Raw genomic sequence first — 14,865 nt, forward strand, 5'->3', positions numbered from 1 at the left:
GGCCTTGCAGAAGGCTGGAGAGCGTTTCCACGCTCAAGCTCGCCCCTCCCAGGCCGATAGCAGGTGCAGGACACCCGCCCGGCCCGTCCAAGAAAAAGGATTCCCCTCATGGCCATCGGCACGATTGGTTCCGGCCTCGACATTCCCAGCCTGGTTGCACAGCTGACCGCCAAGGAACGCGAGCCCCGGGAAAAGCAGATCAACTCGGCGGGTGTTGCCGCCAGCGCCAAGCTTTCGGCGCTTGGCACCATCAAAAGCGGAATGACAGGTCTGCAGAGCGCGCTGAAGACCCTGGTCAAGGGTGTGGCCACCCCCGGCCTGAAAGTCAGCACGCCGACCGAGTCGAACTTCACTGCGACCCTGGACACCAGCACGACCGCCGGCAAGGCCGCTGCGGGCAGCCACCAGGTGGAAGTCAAATCCCTGGCACAGAACCAGAAGCTCAGCTCCAAGGCGTATACAAAGGACGCCGTGGTTGGCGACGGAACGCTGACGATCGCATACGGCGACAAGTCCATCAGCGTGAACATCGAACCCGGCGCGACGATGGAGAAGATCGCAGCCGAGATCAATTCCGCCGCCGAGAGCAAGGGCGTCACCGCGGCCGTGGTGACCGCCGACGATGGCATGCACCTGGTATTGACCGCCGTTGATTCCGGCAGCAAGGGCGCGTTGAAGGTCAGCGCCAGTGGCGGCAATGGCGGACTCTCCGAGCTGGCCTATGACGGCACATCCGCATCGAAGATGACCGAAATGGTGCCCGCCAAGGATGCGGTGGTGGTGGTGGATGGTTTCACCCGCACCAGCAGCTCCAACACGATCACCGACCTGGTACCCGGCATCAGCCTCACCCTGACCAAGGCGAAGGAAGGCGAGACGCAGACGCTGACCGTCACTCCGGACAACAGCACGCTGAAGACCAATCTCACGGCCTTCATCACCGCCTACAACGGCATCCAGACCACGTTGAAGAATTCCAGCGCTTACAACGCTGAGACGCGCACGGCCTCGACCATGACCGGCGACGCCATGGTCCGTGGCCTGCAGCAGCAGCTGCGCGCCCAGCTGAGTGCCAACGTCAACGACCTCAAGGATCTGGGCATCACCATTGCCGCCGACGGCAGCATGAGCCTTGATGGCGCCAAACTCGACACCGCGCTGGCGAAGAACCCGGAGGCCGCCACCAAGCTGTTCGGTGCAGAGGGCGCGCTGGGCAAGCCGATGACCGAACTGCTGAAGAGCAGCCTGGACGCGACCACCGGCACGATCACCCAGCGTACGGCGACCTTGAACAAGCAGATCAAGGCACTGGAAAAGCAGCTGGACGAGCTGGACAAGAACATGGAAAAGGTGGCCGACCGCTACACCAAGCAGTTCACCGCGATGGAAAAGATGGTCACGCAGATGCAATCGGCCGGCGGCTCGCTCATCCAGCAGCTCGGCAACTGATTTCCAGGCATTTTTCCGGCGCAGTCGGTACTCAAGTAGAGCCCCGGCTGCGCCGATAACCCGTTAGACCCGTGCCGAACCCCTCAACCCACGCGGATGGGCAGGCATTCCAGGAGACTTCCCCTATGTACGGTTCCAATCGGCAGTTCGCCGAGCAGTACCGAAAAGTCGGCGTGACCACCTCGGTCGTCGATGCCGATCCACACAAGTTGGTAGCGCTGCTGCTTGCCGGTGCCTGCGAGCGCATCCGCACCGCTGAAGCCTCTTTGCAGCAGAATGACCAGGCGCGCAAGGGCAAGGCCATCGGCGAAGCCTGCGCCATCGTCGGCCACCTCAACGGCTCGCTCGATCACGAAGCCGGCGGCGAGATTGCCGGCAATCTGTCGGCACTGTACGACTTCGTCATCATGCGCCTGACCGAGGGCAACCTGCACAACGATCCGACCGCACTGAAGGAAGCCCTGGGCTTGATGGTGGAGATCGACTCGGCCTGGAACGCGATTCCTGCAGACCAGCGCCAGGTCACCAAAGCGGTGGCGCCATGAACCTTCAAACTATGCACGACGCCCTTGATACGCTGGAAACCAGCCTCCAGGGCGAGGACCACGACACCAGCGAACGCCTGATGGCCGAACACCTGGAAGCCGTGGCTGCCCTGTCGTTGGTTGTCGAGCGCCCCAGTGATGCCGCCATCCTCGCGTTGCGTGACCACCAGCAACGCGTACTGGCGCGCATGATCTCCCTCCGCGATGAAGCCGCAGCTCACCTGAAGCACACCGGCCGCTCCCTTCGCGCGGCGCATGCCTATCTACAGGCAGAATCACTCGCATGACCCAACTGCCGACCACGTCGCTGCACCACCCCGCCGAAAGCGAGCTGTTCGACGAAACGCTCAGCTGCGAGCTGGCCTTGCCGGCCGAGTTCCAGGCAGGCAGCGCCGCCGGTCGCACGAGCAGTGCCGAAGGTCTGCTGCGCAGCCTGGCCCTGGTCGAGGACAGCCGCGTTGACGAGCACGACGACCGCAATGAGTCCAGCCTGCAGCTGCAGCGGCTGGAAGCCAAGCTGGATCTGGCGATGGTGCTGCTCGGCCGTCTGGTACGCCAGCAGGGCCAGGAACTGACGCTGCGCCCCGTGCGCTGGTCACGCCGCGGCATCCGCCTGCAGCTGGGGCCGCGCAGCGGCGCCAGCCCCGGCCAGGCCGGCCTGGTGCGCCTGCAGCCCAGCGACTGGCTGCCTGACCATATCGACCTGCCCGTGGAAGTGATCGCCGAAGCGGCGGACGGTGGCGGTGGTCACTACCTGTGGCTGCGTTTCCAGCGTCTTGGCGATGGCCTGGAGATGGCAATGGAGCGGCATCTGTTCCGCCTGCATCGCCGCCAGGTGGCCGAAGCACGCCGCGCCCGCTGAAACCTGCCACCATGACGCCGGATGGGCAACCCTTGGCGCGCCCGTTCAGCTAAGTTAAGGTGGACTCCCCTCACGGACCTCCAACGTGCCTGTGCGAGTTCTCATCGTCGACGATCACACCCTGGTCCGCGCCGGCCTGGCGCGGCTGCTGCAGGGGTTTGCCGACGTGCAGCTCGTCGCCGAGGCCAGCAATGCCGAGCAGGCACTGCAGCTGGCCCTGCAGCACGCCCCGGACGTGATCCTGATGGACCTGTCACTGCCCGGCCGCACCGGCCTGGAAGCCCTCAGCGACATCCGCCTGCGCGCCCCCGGCACGCGGGTGGTGATGATGACCATGCACGACGACGCCGCACACGTGCGCGATGCACTCGATCGCGGTGCGGTCGGGTTCCTGGTCAAGGATGCCGCACCGCAGGAGCTTGAACTGGCGCTGCGTGCCGCGCACGCCGGCCAGGTGTTCCTGAGCCCGCAGATCTCCGCCAAGATGCTGGCACCGATGCTCGGTCGCGAGAAACCCACCGGCATCGCCGCACTGTCGCCGCGCCAGCGCGAGATCCTGCGCCGCATCGGCAAGGGCGAAAGCAACAAGGAAATCGCCGCCGACCTCGGCATCAGCGTCAAGACAGTGGAAACCCACCGCGCACGCATGATGGAGTCGCTGGGCTGTCGCCGCGCCAACGATCTGCTGCTGCTGGCCGCGCGCCACCAGCACGAGCTGGAGTGATCCTCCGCGAAGGAGGCCAGATCCGCACTGACGACGAATTCCCGTCACCCCGACACGCCCCGACAGGAATCCGTACACGGCGCAGCCCGCTTAACCCGGCACCCACACCGGAAATCAGCAACTTAGCGGCAATCATCGTCAACATTCCGCGACAATGTAGGGAATACCCCTACACCCTGTCAGGACATTCACGAAGCCCCTCAGGAACCCCCTGATTCCGCCCCCGCCGGATCAAAAGCAAGATGCGTTCCACAAGGCGCCGGAGAGCGGTGCCGGGGAACCACGATGAAGGCTGCACTCTCGGCCCAGCTGGGCCAACAACTTCACCTCACCCCGCAGTTGCTGCAGTCGATCCGGCTGCTGCAGCTTGATGGCCTGCACCTGGAACAGGAAATCCAGCGCCTGCTGGACTCCAACCCGCTGCTGGAGATCGAAGAGGCTGAAGCACCCACCGCCGAAGCCACCGAGGCCGGCGCCACCACGCTGGAAACCGCTGCGTTCGACGAGCTGCCCGAGTCGTCGATGTGGGACGTGGCCGGCGCCAGCTGGCAGGACGGCGACGACGACCGCATGGCGCGCATCGCCGCCGGCGAATCGAGCGACCCGCAGCTGCGCGTGCTGCAGCGCCTGTCGCTGGACATGGATGACCGCGAGCTGGCCGTGGCCGCCTTCTGGCTGGACCATTGCGATGAGGCAGGCTACCTGCAGGCACCGCTGGACCAGCTGCAGCTGCTGGCCAGCGCCCAGTTCGACATCGCCGCCGAAGGCGTGGAAGCCATCCGTCAGCAGCTGCTGCATGGCGAGCCGGCCGGCATGGCCGCACAGGACCTGCGCGAAGGCCTGCAGGCCCAGCTGCGCAGCCTGCACGGCGTAGTCCCCGCCCGCCACCTGGCGGCACGCATTCTCGATGGCGCGCTCGACGCGCTGGCCGCGCACGACTACCCCGCCCTCGCTCGCCTGCACGACGCCGAGATCGACGACGTGCGCGAGGCGGTGCGCCTGATCCTCTCGCTGCAGCCGCGCCCGGGTGACAGCCTGCTGCCCGAACGCAATGCCGTGGTAGTGCCGGACGTGGTCGCCTGGCACGCCGACGACCAGTGGAAGGTGGCGCTGAATCCGGCGACCAGCCGCCGCGTCTCGATCAACAGCCAGTACGAACAGGCCCTGGCCGAGACCAGCGAGGCCGCACCGGCACTGCGCGAAATGCTGCAGGAAGCGCGCTGGTTCAGCCGCGGCCTGTCGATGCGCTACGACACCCTGCTGCGCACCGCGCGGGTGATCGTCGAGCGCCAGGCCGCGTTCCTGGTGCGTGGCGAGGAGGCCATGGCGCCGCTGACGTTGAAGGAAGTGGCCGAGGAAATCGGCATGCACGAGTCCACCGTCTCGCGCATCACCACCGGCAAGTTCCTGCAGACCCCGCGCGGCACCTTCGAACTGAAGCACTTCTTCGCCGTGCGCCTGGAAGGCGCCAGCGTCTCCGGGCAGGCCGTGAAGGCCATGGTCCGCCGCCTGATCGACGCCGAACCGGCCGGCCGCCCGCTGGCCGACGAGGCCATCGCCGGCCTGCTGTCGCGCCAGGGGGTGAACATTGCCCGCCGAACCGTCGCAAAATACCGAGAACAACTGGACATCGCCCCGGCCCGTGAACGGCGCCGGCTTGGCGCCAGGCAACCGCAGCTGGCCCGGGTGGGCTGAAAAGGATGTTGGACATGAACAAGCTCACGGTCCTGCTGGTCGATGACCACGAGGGCTTCATCAACGCGGCGATGCGCCATTTCCGCAAGATCGACTGGCTGCAGATCGTCGGCAGCGCCGGCAACGGCCTGGAAGCGATCGAGCGCTCGGAAACGCTGCGCCCGCAGGTGGTGCTGATGGACCTGGCGATGCCAGAAATGGGCGGCCTGCAGGCCACCCGCCTGATCAAGTCGCAGGACGATGCACCGTACATCGTGATCGCCAGCCACTTCGACGACGCCGAGCACCGCGAACACGCGCTACGCGCTGGCGCCGACAATTTTGTCAGCAAGCTGTCCTACATCCAGGAAGTCATGCCGATCCTGGAAGGCCTCAGGGAGGATCGATCGTGAGCGAATCGCGCATCCTGGTGCTGGACAACGACGCCGTGCGTGCAGAGCGCACCGTTGCCCTGCTGGAATTCATGGATTTCAACCCGCGCTGGGTTTCCGACGCGGCCGACTTCGACCTGGGTCGCCAGCGCCAGAACGACTGGATGGCCGTGATCGTCGGCAGCCTGGACGACACCGCTGCCAGCACCGCGCTGTACAACTGGCTGGGCGGCAGCAGCCTGCCGCCGCCGGTGCTGCTGGCCGACGGTGATGCCGCAGCCTTTGCCCATCAGCACGGCCTGCACGAAGCCAACATCTGGCCGCTGGAAACGCCGCTGCGCCATGCGCAGATGGAAGCCCTGCTGCGCCGCGCCAGCCTCAAGCGCCTGGACGCCGAGCACCAGGCCGGCGCCGCGCAGGACCAGGGCCCGACCGGCAACGGTCCGGCGGTGACTGCGTTGCGCACGATGATCGAACAGGTGGCCGCATTCGACACCACCGTGCTCGTGCTGGGCGAATCCGGCACCGGCAAGGAAGTCGTGTCGCGCGCAATCCATCAGCGCTCGCCGCGCCGCGACGGCCCGTTCGTGGCGATCAACTGCGGCGCCATTCCGGCCGACCTGCTGGAAAGCGAACTGTTCGGCCACGAAAAGGGTGCCTTCACCGGCGCACTGACCGCGCGCAAGGGCCGTTTCGAAATGGCCGAAGGCGGTACCCTGCTGCTCGACGAAATCGGCGACATGAGCCTGCCGATGCAGGTGAAGCTGCTGCGCGTGCTGCAGGAACGCAGTTTCGAGCGTGTCGGTGGCAACCAGACCATCCGCTGCAACGTACGCGTTGTGGCCGCGACCCATCGCGACCTGGAAACCCGCATCGCCGAAGGCAAGTTCCGCGAGGACCTGTTCTACCGCCTCAACGTGTTCCCGATCGACGTGCCCGCCCTGCGCGAGCGTCGCGAAGACCTGCCGGCGCTGGTGGAAACCATCGCCGCACAGCTGGCCCGCACCGGCCGTGGCGAAGTGCGCTTCACCCCGGAAGCCCTGCAGGCCCTGGCCGGCTACGAGTGGCCTGGCAACGTGCGCGAACTGACCAACCTGGTCGAGCGCCTGGCGGTGCTGCACCCGGGCGGATCGGTGCGCGTGCAGGACCTGCCGGCCCGCTACCGTGGCGACGCTGCACTGGCAGCGGTGGCCGCACCGGCACCGGTACAGCCGACGGCCAGCGAAGAACGCCTCGACCTGCGCAGCTTCTCGTTCCACACCCCGGGCGGCGGCAACCAACCGGCGCTGGAGCACGGCATTGCCGTCAATCGCGCCGCAGCACCGGCGGCGCTGCCCGATGAAGGCATGGACCTGCGCAACCACATGGCCAACATCGAACTGGGCCTGATCAACGAAGCACTGGAACGCACCCAGGGCGTCGTCGCCCACGCCGCCCAGCTGCTCGGCCTGCGCCGCACCACCCTGGTGGAAAAGCTGCGCAAGTACGGCATCGAACGCGAGCAGGCCGAACTGGCCGGCTGAACCTCGCGACCAGCATGAAGGGGGCACGAACGCCTGGGCTTGCCCGGGCGTTGGTGTTTCCAGTACCTGGGGTCAGATCCCTTTCCTGCGGAAAGAGATCTGGCCCCATTGCATTTGCACGTTTTCCTAAAGACATCACCGCCGCAGTGCGGAGCATGGCAAGGACACCCCAACGAGGTCCCACCATGCATCGCCTCACCCTGCTCGCCGCCTTGCTCTGCCCGCCCCTGGCCAGCGCCGCCGACTGCACCCTGCCCACCACACTGGACCAGCGCCAGTTCACCAACCTCAGCGACCCGCTGTACGCACCGGACAACCCCAATGCCGGACGCATGGTGCAGGTCAGCTTTGCCGGCAGCCAGTACGTGCTGGACATCCTCGGCACCGACCTCCGCATCGGCGGCAGCTACCGCTACCAGCGCCTGGCCCCGCATATCGCGGAAATCGAGATGACTGAAGCCCACCCCGCAGGACCGGCCCACTACACCCTGCTGCTGACCTGCCAAACCAATCACCAGGGCCGTTTCATCTACACCCAGCACGACGGCCCCATCGCACCCCGCCAGCGCCAGAATTCCGGCCGCTGGACCCTGCAGCCATAGGCCAGAAAACCGACGCCGGTTAAATGGCGCCTTCAATGGGGTAAGAGCCCGTGCCGACCAGAACGTGTCGACCAAGGTCGACACCCACCATGGGCAGTCCATGCTCGTCCGTCAGATCGCAGGACATTGTCGAAGGCGGGGTGGGTCCGGTTGCGGGGGCGTGAGCCGCATGGATGCGGCGACCGAGCTTACATGGACGTACTTGCAGCGTCCCCCGTAACCGGACCCACCCCGCCACCCCACGGATAGCCCGATTTTGACGTTGATGTTGACGTGGCCTCTGCGGGTGCAGGGCGCAGCCCTGCCAGCACACCCAAAACCCTCACTTCACTGAATCGAAAACCGGTTTCGGCACGGCACTTGCACCTGCTCCAGCAGACAACCCCATCCCCTGTTTCTGGAACCGTTGCAGATGTCCCACTCCGTCACGTCGATCCTTTCGCAGATCCGCTCCTATCAGACCCAGATGGGACAGCCGGCGCTCAACCCGCTGGGCGAAACGCCGCGCAGCAACGCCCTGCCGGGCACGGTGCTGGATGCACCGCAGGCCCAGCCGGCCAGCTTCACCGAAACCCTGCGTGGTGCGATTGCCGGCGTCAACGACGCGCAACAGAAATCCGGCGCCCTGGCAAAAGCCTTCGAAATGGGCGACCCCAGCGCCGACCTCGCCAAGGTCATGGTCGCCTCGCAGCAGTCCCAGATCGCCTTCCGCGCCACCGTGGAAGTCCGCAACCGTCTCGTCCAGGCCTACCAGGACGTGATGAACATGCCGCTGTAAGGATAGAACCGCATGGCCCTGTCGCTCTCCAAGGAATCCCTGAACGCCGAAAAGGCGGGCCAGTGGTTCGATCGGCTGCAAAGCCTGCAGATCACCCGTCGGCTCGGACTGATGGCGATGATCGCCGTGGCCGTAGCGGCCGGGCTGTCCGTGTTCTTCTGGTCGCAGAAGCCCGGCATGGTCCCGCTGTATACCGGCCTGGACCAGAAGGCCACCGCTGAAGCGACCGACCTGCTGCGCGCCGCGCAGATCCCGTTCGCGCTCGACCCGGCCACCGGTGGCATCACCGTGCCGGAAAAGAACCTGCACGACGCCCGCCTGAAGCTGGCCGGCTCCGGCCTGACCGACAGCGGCAAGCTCGGCTTCGAGCTGATGGAACGCGACCCGGGCTTCGGCGTCAGCCAGTTCGTGGAAAGCGCACGCTACCAGCACGCGCTGGAAACCGAGCTGTCGCGCACCATCAACACGCTGCGCCCGGTGCGCGATTCGCGCGTGCACCTGGCCATTCCCAAGCCCAGCGCCTTCACCCGGCAGCGTGACGTGGCCAGCGCCTCGGTCACCCTGGAACTGCGTGGCGGCCAGCAGCTGGAACGCAGCCAGGTCGACGCCATCGTGCACATGGTCGCGGCCAGCATTCCGGACCTCGCTCCGGAACGGGTGACGGTGGTCGACCAGAGCGGACGCATGCTCAGCATCACCGACCCGAACAGCGAAGCGGCGGTCAATGCGGCCCAGTTCGAGCAGGTCCGCCGCCAGGAAACCTCGTTCAACCAGCGCATCCGCGAGCTGCTGGAGCCGATGACCGGTCCTGGCCGCGTCAATCCGGAAGTGAGCGTGGACATGGACTTCTCGGTAACCGAGGAAGCCCGTGAGCTCTACAACGGTGAACCGCAGAAGCTGCGCAGCGAGCAGATGAGCGAGAACACCACCAGCACCCCGGGCCCGCAGGGCGTGCCGGGCGCGACCAGCAACAGCCCGCCGGGCCAGCAGGCCGCACCGGCCACTGCGCAGGCCCCGACCGAAAGCAGCAAGAATGCGACCCGCAACTACGAGCTGGACCGCACCCTGCAGCACACCCGCCAGCCGGCTGGCCGCATCAAGCGCGTCTCGGTGGCGGTGCTGGTGGACAACGTCCCGCGCGCCGGTGCCAACGGCAAGATGAGCCCGCAGCCGCTGTCGGCCGCCGAACTGACCCGCGTCGAGGCGCTGGTCAAGCAGGCCGTCGGCTTCAACGCCGAGCGTGGCGACACCGTGTCGGTGATGAATGCCCCGTTCGTGCGTGACACCACGCCGGTCGAAGGCCCGGCATGGTGGGAGCTGCCGTGGGTGCACGACGCCGGTCGCATGCTGCTGGGTGCCGTGGTGGTGCTGGCATTGCTGTTCGGTGTGCTGCGCCCTGCACTGCGCGCGATCACCGGCCAGAACAAGAGGAACGACGAACAGGCACTGGAGCCGCATACCGCGGACGTGCAGCTGGTCGATGACGATGGCATGCCGCTGCCGGCGCTGGGCGCCGACCGGGCCAGCCTGGGCGGGCCGGATGCATTGGCCCTGCCGGTGGATTCATATGAGGAACGACTGCGGATGGCGCGTGAAGCCGTGAAGACCGACTCCAAGCGCGTGGCCCAGGTGGTCAAGGGCTGGGTGGCCAATGACTGAGGCCGCACTGACTGGCGTGCAGCGCGCCGCCGTACTGCTGCTTTCGCTGGGGGAGCTGGATGCGGCCGAAGTGCTGCGTCACATGGAACCCAAGGAAGTGCAGAAAATCGGCATCGCCATGGCCACCATGACCGACATCACCCGCGAGCAGGTGGAACGGGTGATGGACCAGTTCGGCCAGGAGCTGGGCTCGAAGACCTCGCTGGGCGTGGGCTCGGACGATTACATCCGCAACATGCTGGTGCAGGCACTGGGCAGCGAGAAGGCCGGGAACCTGATCGACCGCATCCTGCTCGGCCGCAACACCACCGGCCTGGACGCGCTGAAGTGGATGGACCCGCGTGCTGTGGCCGACCTGGTGCGCAACGAGCACCCGCAGATCATCGCCATCGTGATGGCGCACCTGGAGACCGACCAGGCCGCCGACGCGCTGAAGCTGCTGCCCGACCGTACCCGCGTGGACGTGCTGCTGCGCATCGCCACCCTCGACGGCATTCCGCCGAACGCACTCAATGAACTCAACGAGATCATGGAGCGCCAGTTCGCCGGCAACCAGAACCTGAAGTCGTCCAACATCGGCGGCGTGCAGTGCGCGGCCAACATCCTGAACTTCATGGACAGCGGCCAGGACCAGGCGATCCTGGGCGAGATCGCCCGCATCGATGCGCCGTTGAGCAACCGCATCCAGGACCTGATGTTCGTGTTCGACGACCTGGTCGACCTCGACGACCGCGAAATGCAGCTGGTGCTGCGCGAAGTGAGCGGCGAGCGCCTGGGCCTGGCCCTGCGCGGTGCCGACATCAAGGTGCGCGACAAGATCACCCGCAACATGTCGCAGCGCGCGGCCGAAATCCTGCTGGAAGACATGGAAGCCCGTGGCCCGGTGCGCCTGTCCGACGTGGAAGGCGCGCAGCGCGAGATCCTGGCCATCGTCAAGCGCATGGCCGATGAAGGCACGGTCACCATCGGTGGCAGCGCGGAGGCCATGCTGTGAGCAACGTCGTGCGCTGGCTTGCCCCGGACCTGCTGGCCCAGCCCGAACCGGTGCTGGATCAGGCGGATGCGTTCGAACTCACCGAGCCGGACCCGGAACACGAGCCGGAGCCGCCGCTGCAGCTGCCGACCCTGGAGGAAATCCAGGCCATCCAGGACAGCGCAGAGAAGGAAGGCTTCCAGCACGGCCATACCGAAGGCTACGGCCAGGGCCAGGCGGAGGTGCGTCGCCTCGCCGCGCAGATCGAAGGCATCCTGGACAACTTCAGCCGACCGCTGGTGCGGCTGGAGAACGAAGTGGTCGGCGCACTGGGCGAGCTGGCGGTACGCATCGCCGGTGCGCTGGTCGGCCGCGCCTATGAAGCCGACCCGGCACTGCTGGCACAGCTGGTCGGTGAGGCCATCGACGCGGTGGGTGGCAGCACCCGGGAAGTGGAAGTGCGACTGCACCCGGACGACATCGCCGCCCTCGCCCCGCTGTTGAACCTGCCGCCACAACAGCGCCTGGTGCCAGACACCAGCCTCAGCCGCGGCGATCTTCGCGTGCACGCCGAAGCCGTGCGCATCGACGGCACCCTGGAAGCCCGCCTGCGCGGCGCGCTGGACGCGGTGATCCGCCAGACCGGAGCCAATGCATGAACCCCGATCAGCAGCCGTCTCCGCCACCGGCCGACTGGGCCATGGCCCGCAACCTGCGCCTGGCCCGTCGCCTCGATGGCCTGCGTGTGGATACCGCCCATGGCCGCGGCCTGATCCGCGAAGGCGTGCTGCGCCGCGCGGTCGGGCTCACGCTGGAAGCGGTCGGCTGCGAGGCACCGCTGGGCGCAAGCTGCAAGGTGGAAGTGGTCGATGGTGGCTGGGTCGATGCCGAAGTGGTCGGCTTCGCCGGCGAGCGCACCTACCTGATGCCCAGCGCCGAACTGCACGGCCTTCTGCCCAATGCCCGGGTGGTGCCGTCCGCGCGCCGTGGCGGCGTGGAAGTGGGCGAAGGCCTGCTCGGCCGCGTCATCGACAGCGACGGCGTGCCGCTGGATGGCAAGGGCCCGATCCGCGCCGAGGGCCATGTCGGCATGGCCGGCGTCTCGATCAATCCGTTGGCGCGTGAACCGATCACCCAGCCGCTGGACGTGGGCGTGCGCGCGATCAACGCGCTGCTGCCGATCGGCCGCGGCCAGCGTGTCGGCCTGTTCGCCGGTTCCGGCGTCGGCAAGTCGACGCTGCTGGGCATGATGACCCGCTATACCGCCGCCGACGTGATCGTGGTCGGCCTGATCGGTGAACGTGGCCGCGAAGTACGCGACTTCGTCGAGACCACGCTGGGCGAGGAAGGGCTGCGCCGCGCCGTGGTGGTGGCCAGTCCCGCCGACCGGCCGCCGCTGGCGCGCCTGCATGGTGCCTATCGCGCTACCGCCATCGCCGAATGGTTCCGCGACCAGGGCCTGAACGTGCTGCTGCTGATGGACTCGCTGACCCGCTTCGCCCAGGCCCAGCGCGAGATCGGCCTGTCGGTGGGCGAACCGCCGACCACCCGCGGCTATCCGCCGTCGGTGTTCGCCAAGCTGCCGGCGCTGGTCGAGCGTGCCGGCAATGGTGCCAAGGGCCGTGGCTCGATCACCGCGTTCTACACGGTGCTGACCGAAGGCGACGATCCGCAGGATCCAATCGCCGATGCAGCGCGCGCGATCCTCGACGGCCACATCCTGCTGTCGCGGCGCGTGGCCGACAGTGGCCTGTACCCGGCCATCGACGTTGAATCGTCGGTCAGCCGCGTGGTCACGGAAATCGCCGACGAACCGTGGCGCCTGCGCATCCGCAAGCTGAAGCGGCTGGTCTCGGCCTATTCGGCCAACCGCGACCTGATCGCCATCGGTGCCTACCAGCGCGGCAACGACGCGGCCACCGACGAAGCCCTGGAACGCTGGCCGGAAATCATGGAGTTCCTCGGCCAGGACGTCGCCAAGGCCGCAGATCTCCCGCACAGCCAGGCGGCACTGCAGCGCCTGGTGGAACAAGAGAGTTAAGCCATGAACCAGTCCAAGCGCATCGATCCCCTGCTCAAGCGGGCCCAGGAACACGAGGACGCAGTCGCCCGCGATCTGGCCGAACGCCAGCGCGTGCTCGATACCCATCTATCGCGACTGGACGAATTGCGCCGCTATGCCGAGGAATATGCGAACGCGCAGATGGCAGCGACCAGCCCGGCGCAGCTGCTGAACCGGCGCGCCTTCCTCGACCGTCTCGACAGTGCGGTGGAGCAGCAGCAGGCCACGGTCAACGGCAACCGCGAAAAGGTGGAAGCCGAGCGCGCCCGCCTGATCCTGGCCAGCCGTGACAAAGCTGTGCTGGAACAGCTGGCCGCCAGCTACCGCGCACAGGAAAAGGTGGTGACGGACCGCCGCGACCAGCGCGAGATGGACGACATTGGCGCGCGTCGCGCCCGCCTGGTACAGGCCGAAGATCAGGACGGCGCCGAGCAGGGAGGCCGCTCGTGATGCCCGCGCCATTGGCCAGCAGCGCCAACGCGCAGCCACAGCATTCCGGCAGCAGCGCACCACGCGCACCACGCGGTGATGGCAACAAGGGGTTCAGTCAACTGCTGCAGGGTGGCTCGCCGGGTGCCGATGCACCCTCGAAACCCTCGAACTCGCCCATGCCGTCCACGCAGGGACCGGCATCGGACAGTACTGGCCAGGCCGGCGCCGAGCGCAGGCCGGACAGCGCTGCCGCCCCCGAAGAGACCGCCGCCACGGTGCCCACATCACCGGCCAAGCCGGTTGCCGAAAAGGACACCCCGGCGGCGACCGAGGAAGCCCCGTGGCCGCCACTCGGCCTGGCTGGGCTGGTGCTGGCGGTACCGGCGCCTGCCGATCCTGCCGCCGCTCTGCCAACAATGGCTGCAACGGCTACCGACGCAGACGGCAACGCACTACCCGCCCCCGCCGCACTGCCGGCCGCCGCAGCCCTGCCATCCACAGCGGCGGCTGCCACATCGTCCACCACCAGCAGCGGCACCGACCAGACAGCCACGCTGCCGTTGCCTGAACTGGTGCTGCCCGGCAAGCGCAACGAGCGTGGCGAAGGCAGCGACGCACCCCACATCGGCGACCGTGCCGCAGCGCCGCTGCTGCATGCGCCGGGCAACGCGGCTGTGCAGGATCTGAAAGCTGCACTCGCTACCGGCAACGCCATCTTCAATGGCGAGCCGACTCCGAAGCCGGTGCTCGGTGACGATGGTTTCGACCAGGCCGTCGGCGCGCGCCTTGGCTGGCTGGCCGACCAGAAGATCGGCCACGCCCACATCCGGTTGAGTCCGGACGACATGGGCCCGGTCGATGTGCGCCTGCAGTTGAACGGCGACAAGGTGCATGCCAGCTTCAGCAGCCCACACGTGGATGTGCGCCAGGCACTGGAAAGCAGCCTGCCGCGCCTGCGCGAACTCCTCGGCGAGCAGGGCTTCCAGCTGGCTCATGCTGATGTTGGTCATCAGGCGCCCGGTGGTGACGGCAATGCGTCAGGCCAGGCCAGTGGCGGCGGCATCGCGGGTGACGGAGAACCGTCGCCGGGCGAGGCCAGCGTGTCGTCCGCGCAGTTGATCCGCCAGCGCGGGTTGCTGGACGCATACGCCTGACAGACGTGCCAACCAAGGTTGGCACCCACCAGATCG

16 protein-coding genes are annotated in these 14,865 nt (G+C 67.2%); all 16 read left to right on the top strand.

What is annotated here, in order from left to right:
• Positions 1–108 precede the first annotated feature (108 nt).
• The gene (gene fliD, locus V3B64_RS02380) at positions 109–1,449 is read left to right on the top strand and encodes a flagellar filament capping protein FliD (protein ID WP_049421909.1); all 1,341 of its coding nucleotides are present in this window, start codon (positions 109–111) and stop codon (positions 1,447–1,449) included.
• Positions 1,450–1,574: 125 nt separating this feature from the next.
• Positions 1,575–1,994 (top strand): flagellar export chaperone FliS, encoded by a 420-nt coding sequence (fliS, locus tag V3B64_RS02385; protein WP_049398118.1) that lies wholly within the window; start codon positions 1,575–1,577, stop codon positions 1,992–1,994.
• Entirely contained in the window at positions 1,991–2,281 is a 291-nt protein-coding gene (locus V3B64_RS02390) for a hypothetical protein (protein WP_125429337.1), read from the top strand. The genes fliS and V3B64_RS02390 overlap by 4 nt, the downstream gene beginning before the upstream one ends.
• A complete protein-coding gene (locus V3B64_RS02395) occupies positions 2,278–2,856 on the top strand; it encodes a PilZ domain-containing protein (protein ID WP_010485910.1) in 579 nt (192 codons plus the stop codon). The genes V3B64_RS02390 and V3B64_RS02395 overlap by 4 nt, the downstream gene beginning before the upstream one ends.
• Positions 2,857–2,947: 91 nt before the next feature.
• Complete coding sequence (locus V3B64_RS02400) at positions 2,948–3,580, top strand: response regulator transcription factor (RefSeq protein ID WP_032970105.1); 633 nt, start codon at positions 2,948–2,950, stop codon at positions 3,578–3,580.
• A gap of 285 nt (positions 3,581–3,865) precedes the next feature.
• Positions 3,866–5,275, top strand: a complete 1,410-nt coding sequence (rpoN, locus tag V3B64_RS02405) for an RNA polymerase factor sigma-54 (protein WP_329913553.1) — start codon at positions 3,866–3,868, stop codon at positions 5,273–5,275.
• Between the two features lie 14 nt (positions 5,276–5,289).
• Positions 5,290–5,667 carry a response regulator transcription factor gene (locus tag V3B64_RS02410; RefSeq protein ID WP_010485922.1) on the top strand — a complete coding sequence of 126 codons (378 nt, stop codon included), beginning with the start codon at positions 5,290–5,292 and terminating at the stop codon, positions 5,665–5,667.
• On the top strand, positions 5,664–7,169 hold the full coding sequence (locus V3B64_RS02415) for a sigma-54 dependent transcriptional regulator (protein WP_049421906.1): 1,506 nt from the start codon (positions 5,664–5,666) through the stop codon (positions 7,167–7,169). Before V3B64_RS02410 ends, V3B64_RS02415 begins: the two co-directional genes overlap by 4 nt.
• A gap of 185 nt (positions 7,170–7,354) precedes the next feature.
• Positions 7,355–7,771 carry a hypothetical protein gene (locus tag V3B64_RS02420; protein ID WP_121503210.1) on the top strand — a complete coding sequence of 139 codons (417 nt, stop codon included), beginning with the start codon at positions 7,355–7,357 and terminating at the stop codon, positions 7,769–7,771.
• A gap of 412 nt (positions 7,772–8,183) precedes the next feature.
• Positions 8,184–8,549, top strand: coding sequence for a flagellar hook-basal body complex protein FliE (fliE, locus tag V3B64_RS02425; protein ID WP_005409552.1), 366 nt, complete (start codon positions 8,184–8,186; stop codon positions 8,547–8,549).
• Between the two features lie 12 nt (positions 8,550–8,561).
• A complete protein-coding gene (fliF, locus tag V3B64_RS02430; RefSeq protein ID WP_329913554.1) occupies positions 8,562–10,208 on the top strand; it encodes a flagellar basal-body MS-ring/collar protein FliF in 1,647 nt (548 codons plus the stop codon).
• Between the two features lie 7 nt (positions 10,209–10,215).
• Complete coding sequence (fliG, locus tag V3B64_RS02435; RefSeq protein WP_024958226.1) at positions 10,216–11,202, top strand: flagellar motor switch protein FliG; 987 nt, start codon at positions 10,216–10,218, stop codon at positions 11,200–11,202.
• A complete protein-coding gene (locus V3B64_RS02440; RefSeq protein WP_049461528.1) occupies positions 11,199–11,840 on the top strand; it encodes a FliH/SctL family protein in 642 nt (213 codons plus the stop codon). The genes fliG and V3B64_RS02440 overlap by 4 nt, the downstream gene beginning before the upstream one ends.
• Positions 11,837–13,222: a FliI/YscN family ATPase gene (locus V3B64_RS02445; RefSeq protein WP_149909297.1), complete on the top strand. Its 1,386-nt coding sequence runs from the start codon at positions 11,837–11,839 to the stop codon at positions 13,220–13,222. The genes V3B64_RS02440 and V3B64_RS02445 overlap by 4 nt, the downstream gene beginning before the upstream one ends.
• Positions 13,223–13,225: 3 nt before the next feature.
• Positions 13,226–13,693 carry a flagellar export protein FliJ gene (fliJ, locus tag V3B64_RS02450; RefSeq protein WP_005416437.1) on the top strand — a complete coding sequence of 156 codons (468 nt, stop codon included), beginning with the start codon at positions 13,226–13,228 and terminating at the stop codon, positions 13,691–13,693.
• A complete protein-coding gene (locus tag V3B64_RS02455; RefSeq protein ID WP_329913555.1) occupies positions 13,693–14,829 on the top strand; it encodes a flagellar hook-length control protein FliK in 1,137 nt (378 codons plus the stop codon). Before fliJ ends, V3B64_RS02455 begins: the two co-directional genes overlap by 1 nt.
• Positions 14,830–14,865: the final 36 nt, after the last annotated feature.

Source organism: Stenotrophomonas sp. SMYL86 (assembly GCF_036320025.1).
Lineage (GTDB): Bacteria > Pseudomonadota > Gammaproteobacteria > Xanthomonadales > Xanthomonadaceae > Stenotrophomonas > Stenotrophomonas maltophilia_A.

Coding starts and splice junctions, on each gene's coding strand:
- fliE (WP_005409552.1), top strand. CDS start 8,184: ATGTCCCACTCCGTCACGTCGATCCTTTCGCAGATCCGCTCCTATCAG.
- V3B64_RS02445 (WP_149909297.1), top strand. CDS start 11,837: ATGAACCCCGATCAGCAGCCGTCTCCGCCACCGGCCGACTGGGCCATG.
- fliF (WP_329913554.1), top strand. CDS start 8,562: ATGGCCCTGTCGCTCTCCAAGGAATCCCTGAACGCCGAAAAGGCGGGC.
- fliJ (WP_005416437.1), top strand. CDS start 13,226: ATGAACCAGTCCAAGCGCATCGATCCCCTGCTCAAGCGGGCCCAGGAA.
- V3B64_RS02410 (WP_010485922.1), top strand. CDS start 5,290: ATGAACAAGCTCACGGTCCTGCTGGTCGATGACCACGAGGGCTTCATC.
- V3B64_RS02455 (WP_329913555.1), top strand. CDS start 13,693: ATGCCCGCGCCATTGGCCAGCAGCGCCAACGCGCAGCCACAGCATTCC.
- fliS (WP_049398118.1), top strand. CDS start 1,575: ATGTACGGTTCCAATCGGCAGTTCGCCGAGCAGTACCGAAAAGTCGGC.
- V3B64_RS02420 (WP_121503210.1), top strand. CDS start 7,355: ATGCATCGCCTCACCCTGCTCGCCGCCTTGCTCTGCCCGCCCCTGGCC.
- fliD (WP_049421909.1), top strand. CDS start 109: ATGGCCATCGGCACGATTGGTTCCGGCCTCGACATTCCCAGCCTGGTT.
- rpoN (WP_329913553.1), top strand. CDS start 3,866: ATGAAGGCTGCACTCTCGGCCCAGCTGGGCCAACAACTTCACCTCACC.
- V3B64_RS02390 (WP_125429337.1), top strand. CDS start 1,991: ATGAACCTTCAAACTATGCACGACGCCCTTGATACGCTGGAAACCAGC.
- V3B64_RS02395 (WP_010485910.1), top strand. CDS start 2,278: ATGACCCAACTGCCGACCACGTCGCTGCACCACCCCGCCGAAAGCGAG.